This window comes from Vibrio sp. 1402 (assembly GCF_033340275.1).
Genome location: NZ_JAWOWE010000001.1, coordinates 325,276 through 341,529, shown reverse-complemented (window position 1 = coordinate 341,529; position 16,254 = coordinate 325,276). Strand labels below are relative to the sequence as shown.

At 42.7% G+C, this 16,254-nt stretch carries 13 protein-coding genes; 10 read left to right on the top strand and 3 right to left on the bottom strand.

What is annotated here, in order from left to right:
• Both tssF and tssG read left to right on the top strand, forming a co-directional pair.
• Positions 1-1,749: a type VI secretion system baseplate subunit TssF gene (tssF, locus tag R7044_RS01450; RefSeq protein ID WP_017633756.1), complete on the top strand. Its 1,749-nt coding sequence runs from the start codon at positions 1-3 to the stop codon at positions 1,747-1,749.
• A complete protein-coding gene (tssG, locus tag R7044_RS01445) occupies positions 1,746-2,744 on the top strand; it encodes a type VI secretion system baseplate subunit TssG (protein ID WP_005373373.1) in 999 nt (332 codons plus the stop codon). The genes tssF and tssG overlap by 4 nt, the downstream gene beginning before the upstream one ends.
• A 54-nt stretch (positions 2,745-2,798) precedes the next feature.
• Here tssG and R7044_RS01440 read toward each other — a convergent pair whose 3' ends face one another.
• The 3 genes from R7044_RS01440 to R7044_RS01430 are packed head-to-tail and all read right to left on the bottom strand — an operon-like array spanning position 2,799 to position 8,013.
• Positions 2,799-3,251 carry an Lrp/AsnC family transcriptional regulator gene (locus R7044_RS01440; protein ID WP_005373369.1) on the bottom strand — a complete coding sequence of 151 codons (453 nt, stop codon included), beginning with the start codon at positions 3,249-3,251 and terminating at the stop codon, positions 2,799-2,801.
• Between the two features lie 31 nt (positions 3,252-3,282).
• Positions 3,283-6,672 carry a type VI secretion system membrane subunit TssM gene (gene tssM, locus R7044_RS01435; protein WP_225455306.1) on the bottom strand — a complete coding sequence of 1,130 codons (3,390 nt, stop codon included), beginning with the start codon at positions 6,670-6,672 and terminating at the stop codon, positions 3,283-3,285.
• A 27-nt stretch (positions 6,673-6,699) separates the two neighbouring features.
• The gene (locus tag R7044_RS01430; protein WP_172563743.1) at positions 6,700-8,013 is read right to left on the bottom strand and encodes a type VI secretion system ImpA family N-terminal domain-containing protein; all 1,314 of its coding nucleotides are present in this window, start codon (positions 8,011-8,013) and stop codon (positions 6,700-6,702) included.
• 503 nt (positions 8,014-8,516) lie between these two features.
• Between R7044_RS01430 and R7044_RS01425 the strand changes: the two genes are divergently transcribed.
• The 8 genes from R7044_RS01425 (at position 8,517) to R7044_RS01390 (ending at position 16,246) form a co-directional block, all read left to right on the top strand.
• Positions 8,517-9,116, top strand: coding sequence for a hypothetical protein (locus R7044_RS01425; RefSeq protein ID WP_017633753.1), 600 nt, complete (start codon positions 8,517-8,519; stop codon positions 9,114-9,116).
• Positions 9,117-9,125: 9 nt separating this feature from the next.
• On the top strand, positions 9,126-10,619 hold the full coding sequence (locus tag R7044_RS01420) for a type VI secretion system-associated FHA domain protein (RefSeq protein ID WP_225455305.1): 1,494 nt from the start codon (positions 9,126-9,128) through the stop codon (positions 10,617-10,619).
• Positions 10,612-11,112 carry a type VI secretion system lipoprotein TssJ gene (tssJ, locus tag R7044_RS01415; protein ID WP_005386118.1) on the top strand — a complete coding sequence of 167 codons (501 nt, stop codon included), beginning with the start codon at positions 10,612-10,614 and terminating at the stop codon, positions 11,110-11,112. Before R7044_RS01420 ends, tssJ begins: the two co-directional genes overlap by 8 nt.
• 11 nt (positions 11,113-11,123) lie before the next feature.
• Positions 11,124-12,449, top strand: coding sequence for a type VI secretion system baseplate subunit TssK (gene tssK, locus R7044_RS01410; RefSeq protein ID WP_005373357.1), 1,326 nt, complete (start codon positions 11,124-11,126; stop codon positions 12,447-12,449).
• On the top strand, positions 12,446-13,237 hold the full coding sequence (gene icmH, locus R7044_RS01405) for a type IVB secretion system protein IcmH/DotU (RefSeq protein ID WP_005373354.1): 792 nt from the start codon (positions 12,446-12,448) through the stop codon (positions 13,235-13,237). The genes tssK and icmH overlap by 4 nt, the downstream gene beginning before the upstream one ends.
• A gap of 147 nt (positions 13,238-13,384) precedes the next feature.
• Entirely contained in the window at positions 13,385-14,896 is a 1,512-nt protein-coding gene (locus R7044_RS01400; protein ID WP_225455304.1) for a PAAR-like domain-containing protein, read from the top strand.
• 12 nt (positions 14,897-14,908) lie between these two features.
• Positions 14,909-15,658, top strand: a complete 750-nt coding sequence (locus R7044_RS01395) for an AHH domain-containing protein (protein ID WP_225455303.1) — start codon at positions 14,909-14,911, stop codon at positions 15,656-15,658.
• A 12-nt stretch (positions 15,659-15,670) separates the two neighbouring features.
• On the top strand, positions 15,671-16,246 hold the full coding sequence (locus tag R7044_RS01390; protein ID WP_225455302.1) for an imm11 family protein: 576 nt from the start codon (positions 15,671-15,673) through the stop codon (positions 16,244-16,246).
• Positions 16,247-16,254 lie beyond the last annotated feature (8 nt).

Below are 16,254 nucleotides of genomic sequence, written 5' to 3'. Positions count from 1 at the left end.
TTGAGTAACAGTAAATACTTTCAAGATGAACTCACGTATTTACGCGAGTCGGGTAGTGAGTTTGCCAAATATCATCCGAAGTTAACTCACTTTCTCTCTGAAGGAACTTTTGATCCAGATGTCGAACGATTGCTGGAGGGTTTTGCTTTTTTGACCGGACGCATCCGCGAAAAGATTGACGATGAACTTCCTGAGCTAACGCAATCTCTGATGACTTTGCTGTGGCCACATTACATGCGTTCGATTCCGTCTTTGTGTATTAGCGAACTAAAACCGCATACCGGAAGTGTTACTGAGAAAACCGTGGTGAAACGTGGTGCGGAAATGGCCAGCGAACAGGTAGAAGGCACGCAGTGTTTGTTCCGTACTTGTTATGACGTCAATCTATACCCAATTACGATTACTAACATTGAACAAACTAACAGCCGCACCAGTTCGATGATTGATGTGACGTTATCGACGGAGCATGGCCTTGAGCTGTCTCGGATAGGTTTAGACACGCTGCGATTGCACCTGCATGGTGAGATTCATATTACTCGCACTGTCTTCTTATGGCTGTTCCGTTATCTAGATTACGTCGAGCTAGATGTTGGTGGTGGCTACAAACACCGCCTAGGGCCAGAATACGTTAAGCCAGTGGGGCATGAAGAAGACGAAGCGCTGCTGCCTTACAGTAAAAACTCCTTCGCAGGTTACCGCTTGCTGCAAGAATTCTTCTCTTTGCCAGATAAGTTCATGTTCTTCGACATCAAGGGTTTAGAGTGGTTAAAAGGCATTCCCCAACGCAGTACGGTCAAAATCAAATTCCACTTTAAGCGTGCTTTGCCTTCAGAAGTGGTGCTTAAAGATAAACACTTAAGGTTGCACTGCACACCTGCCGTCAACTTGTTTGAAAAAGACGGCGATCCAATCCGTTTAGAGCATCGACGAAACGAGTACAAGGTGCGTCCACAAAGTAACACTCAGGAGCATTACGAGGTTTATTCCATTGAGCAAGTGGAGAGCTGGAGTAAAGACGAGCGTCGCCGAAAACCACTGATTGAATTTGAATCGTTTGAGCACCAAATCAACCAGCGTGATAAGCGAGAGTTCTACAAATCCAAAGTGGGCGAGCGAGTAAGCGGAAGAGGGTTAGAGCGCTATATCTCATTCCATACTCACAATGGCGACATCGCGGATTTAGGGACTGAAACAGTATTGATGAAACTGCAATGCAGTAACGCGGACTTAGCGGAGCGCCTGTCAGTAGGAGATATCACGTACGCGACGCACAAATCGCCAACGTATGCGACGTTTAAAAACATTACTAAGCCAACACAGTCAGTAAGTCCTCAGGTTAATGGTGAGCTTCAATGGCAGTTGATTGCCAACATGTCGCTCAACTACTTGTCTTTGGCCAATATCGATGTGTTGAAAGTGTTGCTCTCGACTTATGATTTCCACTCTCGAGTCGATAGACAAGCCCACCGCGCGTCGATTCATCGACTTGATGGCATTATTTCGTCAGAGATGAAACCAATCGATCGCGTATTTCGTGGTGTATCTGTGCGTGGTAACCAATTCAAGCTCGTGACGGACTCTAAGTTCTTCGTAAATGAAGGCGATATGTTCCTTATGGCCACGGTATTGAATGAATTTATCCGTTTGTATTCGAGTGTGAACTCCTTTACCGAACTAGAGGTGTTCGATGAAGCGACGGGCGAGGTTTACAACTGGGCAAGCCTAATCGGGCAGCAGACGATACTATGATTAACACACTTTCTGATAAGTCGAATGAGTTTAGTTTCTACCAAGCGGTGTTGCTGTTAGAGAAACACTACCAGCTGGAGCCAAACTCAAATTTTGTTGCCGTGGGCGAGAACAAATACTTTCACCAAGAGCGAATTGAGTTCAGCGTGTCGCCAAACCTGTGCTTTCCAAAGAGTGATATGGACTTTATTACTCATATGGAAAGAAACGGACAGCAATATTCACGTATTGAGACGAACTTTCTTGGCTTGCATGGTTCAAGCTCGCCCCTGCCTGCGTCTTACACTGAGAAACTCGTCGGTCGTGATCCCGATGATAACCCAGTGAAGGATTTCTTCGACTTTTTCCACAACCGCTATACAAGCTTACTGTATCGTGTTTGGAAGAAATACCGATATCACGTGCAGTACAAAAGCGGGGCAAGCGATGCTTTTTCTGGGCGCATACTGCATTTGGCTGGTCTTTCTAGCGTTATGCAAGATTGTGAAGTAGCGGAGTTAGATCGAGCGAAAGTTCTGTCTTACGTGAACCAGTTATCTACGCGTACACGCTCACCCAAGCTTATTTCCGGTATTGTTTCGCACTACTTTTCGCTGCCGAATGTGCGAATCGAAGAATGGGTTTATAGACGCGTAGAAATCGCTGAAAGCCAGCGTAACAAACTCAATCGTTCCAATTGTGTATTGGGGCAAAGCTTACACTTGGGACAAAGCATTGCGGATTTGAACGGCAAGTTTAACTTGTGTATCGACAACATTGATTTTGAAACGTTTAAGCAGTTTTCCTACGATGGTGAGTTACATAAGACGCTGGTGGGCTTGATGCGCTTTATTCTGCGTGACCCAATGTCGTGGGACCTAAAGTTGACAGTTAACCTCGACAGTATTCCAGAAAACAAACTGGGTAATGGAGAAGGGAACCAACTAGGTCAAACGTTCTGGCTTGGCAACCCAGGGGATAAAGACGCCAAAATTCGACTTATCGGAAGCATATAAGAAAGCCGCTCAACGAGCGGCCCTTTATGTTTTCCTCAAAGAGGTCAGAAAAGCTTAACGACTGATCGGCTGGTGCAGTACAACGGTAGTATCAAGCCTTTGAATGCCGTTAAATGATTCAATTTCATTACAAAGATGATGAATAGACTGCAGGTCGGGCGCTTCAATTAGGGCAATAATATCAAAGTTGCCACCAACAACGCTCGTTAAGCGAACCTCAGGGATTTCTTTAAGTGCATTCGTTACATCATTCTTCTTACCCTTTTCACAAGAGATCAGTAGATAACTAGCGGCTTTTCGCCCTTCATTTTCTACACGAATCTGTGCGGTATAGCCTTTGATAATACCGGTCTTTTCTAAACGATTAATTCTTTCTGCTACTGCTGTTCGAGACAAACCAATGTTTCGGGATAGATTCGCAATCGACTCTCGCCCATTCGACAATAGACTTGAAAGTATTTTTCGATCTAATTTATCTAAACCTTGTAAAGTCATGTTTGAAATCATGTGTTCTGCCTATTTTGTTTTTATATTGTTATTAAATCGACTCTGGGAGCGTAAAGTTATACAGCTCAGCAAGAGTGAATGGGTTTTTCTGTGTCAACGGAGTGATGCGTAAGCTCAAGTCCCTCCCTGACACTTTTATGTCACTGACAAAGCTGCCGTTATGAGTGTTTGTCAAGGTCGAGTCACCTAGCAATCTGTATATCGCCCATTGACCACTCTTATTTAAAACGTGCTGTCTGCCTTCATCGGTTACATCCTGGAGTGTGATACTAATATTGAAGTCACCATTTTGCGGTGGCCATGCCATTTCACGAATGCGGCTTGGACCGTGGTAGTAACTTATATTGGTATCTGCAATTTTTAAGCTCGCTCTAATCGCACTAGAATCAAGATCGAGTACTCTTGCACTAAACGGAATATGAACGCGGTTAGTGCTTTTATTAATTAATGTGTCTCGAATAACGTTATAGTTACGCAGTTGCACTAACAGAGCCGGAGAGATTGGCATCGTCTCGCCATCCACCTGTTTGGGCGTCCATAAATTGGTATCGTAGAACGGTGCAAAATTTTTCTGAATAAATGTGTCTAACAAGCCACCTGAAGCAAACAGTAATTCAAAATCTTCAATTGAGATTTCCTCGGTCGCTGTTAGATCAAATGGGTATCGTCCCAGCCCTATCTCTTTAAACTTGGTGTAAATCTCGCTGTACCATTGGGTTTGAATGCCTTTAGCGGACTCTTTAATCATGACTGACCAGCTTTGTTGAACCACATCTAACAACCAGCTACGAACGGGTTCCGGTGATTTTTGGGCAATCTGTTTAAGTTTGATTAATGGGTCAGCTTCACTGCTGTTCATTCGATGCTGAGCTGCCGCTAGCGCCGCCATTTGCGGGTCAGGTGCATCAGCGATGTCTTTCATATATGTGCGAACACGGCTTAACGCTGTTACGGTCTCATCCCAAGGAGTAGGGGAGTTTGGTGTTTCACTGACCTGAAGTTGGTTTAATAAGTGAAAAGCTTGTTCAACACGTTTCATCAACAAGTAATCAGGCTTAACTACTTCCTCTACTGCGTCTGATGCGGAGTCTGCCGCTGCCACGAGTTTCGGGTCTAGTTTTGAAATCAGAGCATTTTTTTCACCAACGGGTGAAAATTGTGTGTTGGCATAGACCTGTTTCAGTACGGTTGTCATTGGTGAAGAAGGGCCCGAGATTAAGTCTATCGCGTTCGTTAGATCGCCGACATTGTCATAGTTCTGGACTTTTAGTTCACTCAGCGCATTGCGCCAATTACTGATGTAGTCATCAGTGTATTTTTTACGTACTTCCTCTTTGAAGGCTTCTTGTTCTTCACTAGTAGGAATAACGTGTTGTGACAGACCTAAAACCCAGTTGTCACTGATGACTTGTTGTGACATTAGGTCCACGCGTGGTCGATAAAAAGTGCTAAAACCAGTGGAGGTATAGATCTTATCTACGATCAAGCGTTCGCTATCGATTGGTGTGTTGAATACATTGCTAAACTCAAAACCCACAGATCGTTGCAGATCTAGGGTTCCTAAATCAATCGAATTTGCTTCGTTTAAAATGCCTGCATAAACGAGATCAACATTCGAATTTGCTAGCAATGAGCGACGTGTTGCGCGAACAAGATCCATATTGATATCAATTGGCTCAAACTGCGTGCGAAAGTAAGCGTCCAAATAGCGCATCGCCTGATTGACGACGTCACTTTGGTTGCTCAAGTCGTTCATCATTTGGAGAGTTTGATGACGCAAAAAACGGGTATCACGCTTTGTTGGATCGTTTAGCATTAGATACCCCTTCAATAGAGGTAAAGCGCGTGTAAAAGTGTTTTGATTTTGTGTCAGTTGTAGACGGTAACCTTTCTCAATGAGAGGTATCAACTGTTGAGCAACGTCCTTAAGTAATGCTTCGTATGCGATGCGAGTGCTTTGATCCAAACGGCTAATGTTGAGTGGTAATATCTCTTCATCCAAAGCCTTAGAACCTTTAAGCCACGCCCCATAAGAAGGCTCTATTGCTTTCGTCGCCTTCGCTAAAAGCTCTTTGAATCTTGCATCTTGTTCCACTTGTGATTTGTCATCGATACTCAAGAGTTGATTCATCACATGTAAGTTACTGTCTAATGTCGTGAAAAAGAAGTAACTGCCCCCAGTAAGCAGGATAATAGAGCCGAGTATTGCCAAACGGCTTTGTCTCTGAATTAGACGAAGATACGTCTTGTTTTCGCCCGCAAAGTCGCTTTCCGGCAATATTTGTGAATCAATCAGAAAGCGAGAGAAATAAGGCGTTTCTGTTAACTGAGTATGCTCTGACGCGATAATAGGTAAGTTGAAGTAATTACTACAACTTTTTGCAAGTAAATTGTACTTGCGACCGCCTTGCAGACTCGAACTAAAGAAAATCTCACGGATGTCTAGTGAATAGACACCGTTGTTAACATCACATAGACGCTCAAGCACATAGCTGACCTCAGACTGACATAGCTCAAACTGCTTAGGAAAAGCGAGTATTGCTTGTTTCTCATCAATGTCCGTTGAATTAGCGGATGCATCTAGCGCATTACTTTCAAGCACTCTCACTAGATTTCGATAGCTATCGCGGTAGTACTCTGCAAATACACCTTTGGCTTCTTTTAGTGGGATAGAGAGGAACTCAACACGTGTCTTGAGAGAGCTAAAGTGCATGTATTCTTTAAAGCCATCTAACTTGTCTAGCTTTGACATAATCAAATAGATTGGCAATGCCGAAGACGTTTTAGAGTTGATGCTACTCAAGCGCGCCAATAACGACGAAATGGTGTACTCTTTTTGCTCTGGCTCAGAGACGATCATGAACTCGAAATCGGTGAAGAATAGACAGCCTGAAAATGGCTTTCGAGGTCGATGATGAATAACTTCTTCAATGAACGTATTCCATAAAGAAGCATCACTGCTTGATACTTCCTGGAACACTAAGCGTTGGTCTGGTTTGATGTATACAGCGCTGTCAGATTCGTACCATTCAAAAAAGTCATTCTTAGCGGTTCTAGTGCGATCCATCGGTTTGATTGCACTAGAATTAAATAAAAATTGACGTCGCCCTGACCCTTTATTACCAAGCATCAGGTAAATTGGTTTCTTGCCTGAGTTAGCAAGAAGAGGCTGGATAACCATAGAAAGTGCTTCTTCCTCGGTTTCCAAATGTTGAGCTTTAGCGTTGTTCTTTTTCTTCAACCATAATGTGAATTGAAAAGTGACGTAAACAATGGCGATAGCACCAAGGGTCAGCCAAAGATAAAGTTGATCGATTTCGTCAAGAAAAAGCAGATAAATAGTGGTGATAATTGCAGCCACTAAAAACATCAATATAGTAGAAATCACCACTGGATTTCTAAACAGTTTTTGTTTGAACATAAGCCTAAAACTTCTTTAATTGTATTGTTATTTATTGTCAGTTTTTTCAGCTTGTAGCTGACTCAATTTATATAGGTAGATGTTCAGTAAAAGGGTTGCGCGGTCAATTTCCTTTTGCTGTGAATACTTTTCAGCGTATTCAATACGACCTAAAAGCGGGAATAACGAGTTACTGTATTCGTACGCCTTTTCAGAGTTCTTATCTACATTCTGTCTAGCTACGTTGGCAAACACCGTTCTTGCGTCTGAGAATCGCTTATAAACATCCATAAACTGGTCTTCTAAATGGGCGCTCTGTGTCAAAAAGTTCTGACGTAGTTGCTGTGCAGAAGACGAATCCGGATAGATCGCGATTAATTCATTGGTCAAGCTATCGAGCTCGCTGACGTTACTTACTTTTGCCGAGTCTAAAAACCAGTTATTCATCATAATATCGACACGATTAATGGCCTGCGTTTTCAATGACTGAGCATATTTTTTATTTTCGTAATCTAACGAGGCGACCAAATTTACAAGTTCATTAAGTGAAGCTTGATTAATTTTTTGTTCCAATGTTCGATAACGTTGTTGCTCGTACATGAAATGTGAACATATCGCAGTAACAATCAAACCAATAACGAAGTAGATCATAAATCGACCAGACTTTGCCGGTGATGCTTTCTCTTGGCTATTTAGGTTGGGTGGTGACACCGGTGCTGGAGAGGGAGACACATTCACTTTAATTTCAGGTGCCTTCTGCGTTGCTGCAGGAGCGCTAGTGTTGGCTTGTTTTTTCTCGCGTAACTCAGCCGCAATCTGTTGTTCTTTTATCTGCTCAATCCATTGATTCAAAATACGGCGAATGCGACCTAATGACGGCGCTTCAATACCGTAATGAAGACGAAGCTCTTCCTCAATCCTCAAGCATAACTGATGTGCTGCCTCTATCAATGGAAGCTCTTCTGGTAACGCTCGATGCTTATTAATTCGTTTTTCAGTATGCTCTACCATCCATTCAATAGCGCTCATTCGTGCCTTTGACTTTGAATGCTCTGGATACGCGTTGAACCAATATACGACACACACATCAAGTATTGAGTTTAACCCTTCAACAAGGCCTCTTAAGCCGTCGTTATAGGTTGACGCAACGGTAAAGTAACAGCAACAACGTAGGTCTTTCGCTTGGGTACTCAAGATCTTTTTTGAGAGTGTTTGAACCGTTTTCCACGAGACTCTCCCTGTGACTTTATTCAGGTTGTTTATTTGACGTTTAATTTCGTCAAAATCCTCAGAACCATTAGGATTAGAGCCGCTTGGGTTATTTTCATCGATTGGTCTTCGAGCGAAGTCGGTAAAAAACATAAGGAAAGTTCCAACTGATCATATAGAAGTATTAAGTTATATAGGATTTCACTACTGTTATATTAAATTATAAGCAGTGCACATCTGCCGCAATTCTATAGACAAAATAAGCGGATTAGATAATAAAAATTCATTAAAAGAAATTAAATTACTTTTAGTGTGATCTTTGTTCATAATATTAATATCAATAGTTAAGTCTATTTATAAGAAGAAACTTATATATGAAGATGAGAACGTTGATTAAAAAGTAACTAAATTGTTATCGGAGATTACGGTTTGTTCAATTAGCAATCAAATTCTGTTACTTCTATTTAAATAGAAAGATTTACTGTCTCGTCACTTAATCTGTAGTCGGTTCTTTAGTTTTTGTTTGTAGGTAAAACAACCAACCTGATAGTTGAAATGTATTAAATTATAGGTGTTTTTTTAGGCTTATTGAAAAAGAGAATATAATTGATATCTTTCGCCTCTAAGTAGAATATCGGTTTTCCTAGAGGGACGAAATGCTAAAACCAAGTCAAATTGGGCTGATTTCAGCCATGTGTCTATTTTCTTCTGTTGCAATGGCAAAAGGGGAGCGATATGGACTCTCTACCAGTATGTTGACTATCGATAGCATTAAATACGATGAAGGTAAAAGTGGTGAGCAGGATACGCTTAGGTTCGGCTTGGTTCATACTCGTCCTATTGATGAAAACAATAACCGTTGGCGTTGGTGGTTAGGGCTAAACTATCTAGCAGAAGATATTGAAGCGCCAGCAAACGGCTTATATCAAGAAGCGACGAACTATGAACTTCGTGTTGTTCCTCAATATGCGTTGACTTCTTGGAGTGTTTTCACGCCATACGTTGGTGCGGGCTTGTCTGTCGGTTACTCGCAATATTCTAATCGCTGGCAAGTAGACCAAGAGGGCTATCGTTATGAGAGTGTTGAAGACATCGACCAGTTTGAGTTAGGTGCGGTTGTGACCCTTGGTACTGCTATAAAGTTAGGCAGTAATCCTGACGCCCATATACAAATTATCCCGCAGGCCTCTTATATCCTTCCGGTTGTAAATGATGGAATTGGTGGGCTTGAACTATCAGTTTCTTTGCTCTTTTGAGGTTCGTAAATGTACTCAAATCAGCTAGTTTTATTTATCTCAAAGTGTCCAGAGGAATACACCGGTGCAAAGCATATTGAAATGCCTGAAAGTGGTGGTTCGATAGGTCGTTCCCCAAGCTGTAGCGTGTCTTTAGCCGATCACAACCGCTTTATATCGGGCACTCATTGTTTGCTCAGCGTGTATGGAGATACCTATTATATAAGTGACGTATCAACTAACGGCACAATGGTAAATGGGAATAAAATATTAAAAAATCAACCCGTTGCGATAGTTGATGGCGACATCATTTCTTTAGGGCAATATGAGATTGGTGTTTCTCTTGAGCACGTTACCTCAACACTAGACATCGCCGCTGATATTGCTCCTGAGCGAGTATCTAGCGATCCTCTGGTTAGTCTAGGAGATGCGGTTGTCGAAGAGGAAGAAAAAGTCGGTGCCTTAGAAGATTTGTTTATGGAGACTAAACAGGATGACATTGATTGTCATGATCCTGTTGCTCACCTTAACTTTTCGATGCAGCGAGATGACGATTACTTAATTCGTGATAATGAGCGTACAGAATCTGAACAACCTAGAACCGTGGAAAGCACACGTCAGGTGGTCGATGACAGTTTCAGTATATATTCCGAATTCGATCAGCCAAGCCTAATCCCTGAAGACTGGATGGCTGCGGAAACCAAGAGTAACGCATCGGTCAATGATGCATTAGCGCCAGAAAGCGGTAAGGCACATAGAGCCGATATTGCCTCAGCTGAGGTGATGCAACCTGGCACGGTAGCCCCAGATAGCACGATTCAAAGACAACATCGTACGCATAATGTTACTGAGATGGTCGTAGAACAGGCTAACACAGGGTCAAAATGGGAAGAGATGACCCAATCTTTTACGCCTTCTCCTAACACTAATCAGCAACTTCAAATACCTACGGCAGAGCACGCGATAAACAGTACGACGAAAGCACAAGTCGATACTGATGCGGCCGTTTGCTCTCAAGATATAGCGCAAGCGTTTTTTGATGGTTTGGGTATTCGAAACCCAGAGTTGATGACAAACGAGGCGCAGTTATTCAAGCAAATGGGCATTTGCTTGCGTTTATGTATTGATAACCTACAGAAAGAGTTGCACGAAGTGGAATCGTTAAAAGATGAGCAGAGTGCGAGTGAGGCTAACTCGAACATTGCAGAGCTAATGCTTACTTTGAATAGTCAGCAATTACTGGCTCCAAATGAACTGGTTGAACAAATGCTCGATGAGCTGAACGACCACCAAGTTATGTTTAACAAAGCACTGAATGAGCTCATTTTAGAACAGTCAGAAACGAACGATCCCGTAGCATTTGCTAACAGGGTCGCTAGCCAGTCTTTGTTCTCAACTAAGTCAAAGCTGTGGGCCGAATACCTAGATTTCTACACTAATAATCGTCGCCTGCTTAATGAAACATCCTTAAAAGGGCTGATTAAGAAAAACTATAACAAAGTGATTAAGGGAAACCATGCGTAGTATCGCCGTATTACTCGGATTTGCCATGTTGTCCGGTTGTTCCATGTGGGATCAATTTAAAGAGTCCACTGGTATCACACCAGAAACTTCGTCGATTGAATTGGTTATTGAGGCATCACCTGTACTCAATGTGAGAAATGGGGGCCAGTCATCTCCAGTTATTCTCCGTCTTCACGAATTAAGTTCGCCAGTATTGTTCCGAAGCTTAGATTTCTTTGCCTTGTTTGAGAGCGATAAAGCGTCGTTGGGTGATGAGTACATCAAACGTTACGAATATCAAATACAGCCAGGTGGAAAAGTTCATGAAATGCTAACGCTAGACCCTGACACTCGTGCCGTCGGTTTTTCAGTGGCTTTTCGTGATATTGATGGTTCGTCATGGCGAAAAGTGGAAGTTATTGAAGAGAAGAGCGAGTACTACATCAAGCTCAAGTTAGAGGGCAGTGAGTTAATTTCTGATAACACTCGCGGCATTGAACAGGTTTACTTTTAAGGGATAGAAACATGTCTTTATACAATCCAGTTGTTTGGCAAGATGGAATGTTCATGAAGCCGCAGCATTTTCAACAACTCGATCGTTCGCAAAGTAAACTATCGAGCCTACTGAGTGCCAATGCATCGCCTTTGCATTGGGGAATTAAACGTTTAGAAATCAACTCTCAGTTACTAGCACTGGGTAAAATCGGTATTACTCGTGCTGAAGGTATTTTACAAGACCGGACACCATTTGAGCTTCCGTTGCTTGCTGAGCTGCCTGAAGTGAAAGATGTAGATCCTTCGATTGCCGATAAAGTCGTTTATTTGTGCTGTCCGTTACCATCGGAACGTTCTGAGTTATTTGGTACCAAAAAAGACGGTGCGCGCTATACGATGGAATCTCAAGAAGCGGTTGACGCTTGTTATGATTCGGAAGACATGGCAAATATCGTCGTCGGTAAGCTTAACTTTTGCTTAATGTACGATCATGAAGATAAGAGTGCTTACACGTCTATTCCGATCTTAAAGATCTCAGAAGTGAAGCCTGATGGCAGCGTGATCTTAGATGATAGTTTCATTCCTACCTGTATCGATATTCATGCGTCGACAGTACTGAGTAAATTTGCGACCGAGTTTGCTTCTATGTTGAAGCATCGCGCGGAATCGATAGTCCAGCGATTAGGGGTGGTGGATCAACAAGGTGTATCATCGGTTTCTGACTTTATGCTATTGCAAGCGCTCAACCGATACGAACCCTTGTTTTGGCATTTCGCCAGCACAGAAGCTGTGCATCCTGAGTCTTTGTATCGAATTCTTCTTCAGGCAGAGGGTGAGCTTTCGACGCTGTGCTCAACGACACGCCGACCTATTGAGTTTACGAAGTACAATCATGGTGATCTTACTAGCTGTCTTTCTCGCGTCCTAGACAGTGCGAAAATGACATTGAGCGTGATGTCTGAGCAAAGAGCAATTCCACTGACCTTAAAAGATCAGAACTATGGCATCAGAACGGCAGCAATCCCTGACAATAAGATCATTGATACGACAACCTTTATCCTCGCAGTTAAAGCCGACGTGACCTTGGATGTTCTGCATACCCAGTTTGTCAGCCAAACGAAGATCGGTTCTATCGATAACATACGTGACTTGATTAACCTTCAACTGCCTGGGATTGAGATCAAACCAATGCCAGTTGTGCCACGCGCGCTGCCGTATCACGCTGGCTACACCTATTTCGAGCTCGATAAAACGGGCGAAGAGTGGATGGCATTGAAGAACACTGCTGCGATTGCGATTCACGTTGCGGGCGATTTCGCTAACTTATCATTGCAACTTTGGGCCGTTCGTCTATGAGTTACGCAGAAACCGACGTCACCGTAGTCTTATTCCAACCAGAGCCTGGCAAACCAATGGAGGTAATGCCAGCGCCTGACTTGTCGAGAAACATCGCAGTACAAGATCTATCTATCGACAACATGGGTATTAACCCGCTAGTGGACCAGTTCTCATGGTTGATCGCCAGTCTGTCTTGTATGTCTTCGATCCCTTGGCTTGATGACCCGATGCCATTTCGTGAACAAGTGGCACGTGAGATTCGAAAAGGTGAACGAAAACTTAATGAAATGGAGCTCGATCGTGCTTCGGTTCTTGTTATTCGTTACTGCTTGTGTGCGGCGATTGATGAATCTGTTTGTCGACAAGAGTGGGGGGCAAATAGTCACTGGAGCCAGAACAGCTTACTGTCTGAATTCCACAACGAAACATCTGGTGGTGACAAGTTTTTCGTTATTCTCGACCGCTTAAAAGCCGACCCTCGCAAATACCGTCACGTTATAGAGTTTCTCTATTTATTGCTTCAACTTGGTTTCCAAGGCAAGTACGGCCGTGAAGAGCGTGGCAACGAAAAGTTAGCGGAAATTGGCAGCACCATTTATCGATTAGTGCGAGATGACCGCCTAGCAGAACAAGAAAAAGTTTCTTTAATCAACCTTAAAGCTAAATATCTAAAGAAGCCGTTAAAAAGGGTAATTTCACCCAAGCTGATCTTAAGTCTTAGTGCGATGACGTTTGCGCTTATGTATGCGGCAACCTACATCGTCATAGACTTAAAATTTCAGCAACTGCTTGAAATGTATAGATAACCAGAGATCTAAAATGAGATCTTCTGCCAGTTTTAGGGCTTATTGTGAATATCACTGGTCTTTTAGTGAAATTCACTAGTCATTTAGAGAGGTTGCAGTTTGCGATCTCTTTTATCATTCAATCAATAAAATTCAAATGGATTGGTTATGGGCGTAACAGTTGGTGCGAATGGACTTTCGATAGTTCATAAAGGCTCAGGTGGTGAAGCGAATGCAACGCTCCCAGATGTTTGTTTAACTAAGGTCGGCAAGCCAGTCGTCCCTATCCCTTATGGCAACAATGCTAAATCAGCAGACCTTGCTGGTGGGACTACGACAGTCTCTATGGATGGCGGTAACAGTGTCGCTATCAAGGGCAGTACGTTCTCAAAAAGTACCGGCGATGCGGGCGGTGACAGAAAAGGCGTTTCCTCTGGCACGATAGAAGCTGAAGCAAAATTCATTTCAGCCTCACCAACGGTTAAATTTGAAGGTAAGGGCGTATGTCGCCTGTCCGATCAAATGACCATGAACAAAGCCAACACTGTGTGTCTTGGCGGCGCACAAAACCCATCGGTTTCTGTTACGGAAGATCAGGAAGGGACGTATACGGTTGATTTGTACCTCTCTTACTCAGACGGTGAACCCGTTCAAGGCGCAACTTACACTCTCACAGATCAATCTGGCGCCGTATTTGAAGGAACACTAGACAACAACGGTAAGGCTTCGGTCGGTGGCGTTGCTCCGGGTGAGTTTGCCATAGAGTATGGCGAGGACAGCCGAGACTTTATGCCGAATGTCCCAACCAAGACCAATCCCAACTTTAATCCGAGTGCGAACGCGCAGCTAATTATTGAAGAAGCTAAGCGTGGAGAAGTCGGTTTCTGGGAGAATGCGTGGAAGAGAATGTCTGGTGCTGCAAGCTGGGTTTGGGGCGTCATTCTTGGTGACTTTAATGATGATGCCTCTGTAGAACAGATCATTGCCAATACGGCCCTGACCATGATCCCTGTTGTCGATCAAGCAGCAGATGTCCGCGATTTATCAGCGAACATTATGACGTTGTTGAATGAAGAAGAACGTGAAAAGTCGGAAAACTGGCTGGCTCTTTCATTAACGCTTATCGGTTGTGTCCCGACATTTGGTAGTGCAGTCAAAGGTACGTGTAAAGTAGCCCTTAAAGGCGGGAAAGGAACTTCAAAGGATACTTTGCTAGCTGTTTTAAGAGGCATGGGTAAGGGTGATCCAGAAAAATTCCTACGCACGTTAGATTGGATGGATTATGCAAAACAGACCAGCCAGATTGTTAGCGATGTTCTAAAACCTTGCATTGAAGTGGCAACTGAGTTGGCTTCATACGCAAACAGAATGGGTGCAGATGAGCTCGGTACGTATTTCTTGAAATTAGCGGATGAGGTAAAAATCATCGATAAGATGGTACCGGATAAGCTTAAAGAAGCGATGGGCGAGTTTGATGACCTTTTTGCTCGAATTTTAGGTAAGAGTGAGAAAACTTACCCAGCAAAAGTAAAACATAATACTGGCGAGTCTGCACAGTCAGGAAAGAGTTCTGCGAAGGCAAATGAGGACAAAGATAAGAAGCCTGTGAGGTGCAAAATCTGTCGCCGAATTGCTGGTCACAAAAATGGTCAGTGTTCAGAAGCACTGAAAGCAAAGTAGTAAGGGATTAATATGGGCATTAGAGAGAATGAAGGGCGTTATGTTCGCTCACGTAGTTTGCGGGATACTGCGGTTAAAAAGAAGCATCCATTGAACTTTATGGATAGAGCCGTCGCCTCTCATCATATTATTTCTTGCGAAGCTACTCGTAGGCTATCTAGTTATCGCCGTAAGCAAATAACTAATAAAGGCTATGACGTAAATCACGCGTGGAACTTAGTAATTTTACCAATGCAGGATAAAATCGCTTGTCACTATAAACTGCCGTTACATAAGTCTAGCCATCTATCAAACAATATTATTACTCATTATGAAAGGTCTGCTGGAGTCAATATTTCTGACATTAAAAGTAGTTTAGAAAATCAAAAAAACTCAGAAACAAACCAAGATACAAAAAAGATTCTTGAGGATGATCTAAGTGTTATCGACGTATTATCAGGTTATCATAAAATAGTTGCAGTCAAATTGGCACGAATTCTTAAAGGTTTACATTGTAAAACAGACCCAACTGATTTTAGTGAGAGGCTAGATGACTTGTCGCAAGAATTATTAGGAGAAATTGATAGAGGTGACTTGTTACTCCTCCGAAGAGGAAAGCATTTTCCCAAAGGGCAGCGCGGGTGTCGCGATTGTAGAAAGCCTAATGCTAAAACCGATCGTATACATTTTGGACCTTTAGATAACGCTCCCAGTATGCCAAGAGTATTAGCATTTTGTTATACTTCGGATGGCGATTTAAAGACCGTTCAACAACAAAAATAATTGGAATATTATATGTATTTTGCATTGATCTCAGAAGATTACTACGCATCTAGTACTAATTTCACTCCCGTTGATAACAGAGAGTCGATGTACAGTACGAACATTTATCATCCTTCTTCATCTGAGAACCCTATCATCTGGCAAGATCTTGAAGGAGGCAGTATCAATTCTGTTGGACCTATTGTTGATTGTGGTGACCTTTCTGTCAGTGCCAACTTTGCTCAAATGCTGATGAGCTTTGACCCTTATGGTATAGAAGTTTACCCTTCACTTTTGAAAGCAGATAATGGATCTGCTGAGGGGCGATATTTAATTGCAGTCAACAATGTAATAGATGTACTCGATGAGGAAAAGTCGATCATAAAAACTTCACCAAGAAGTGGAAACAAATTGGTGCATGTGCTTTATCTTTCTGAAGAAAAACTAAAGAGCATACCACTAAACAAACGAATCGCATTTCGAGTAAAAGGTGCTGAAACAGTGATGTTTTTTTGTGAAGAGTTTTTTAATGAGGTTGGCTCTTTATCGGAATTTGATGTTTTAAGAAAAGCTAAAGTTAGTACTCTAGATAGAGCACCAAAGTTTTAAGGAATTAC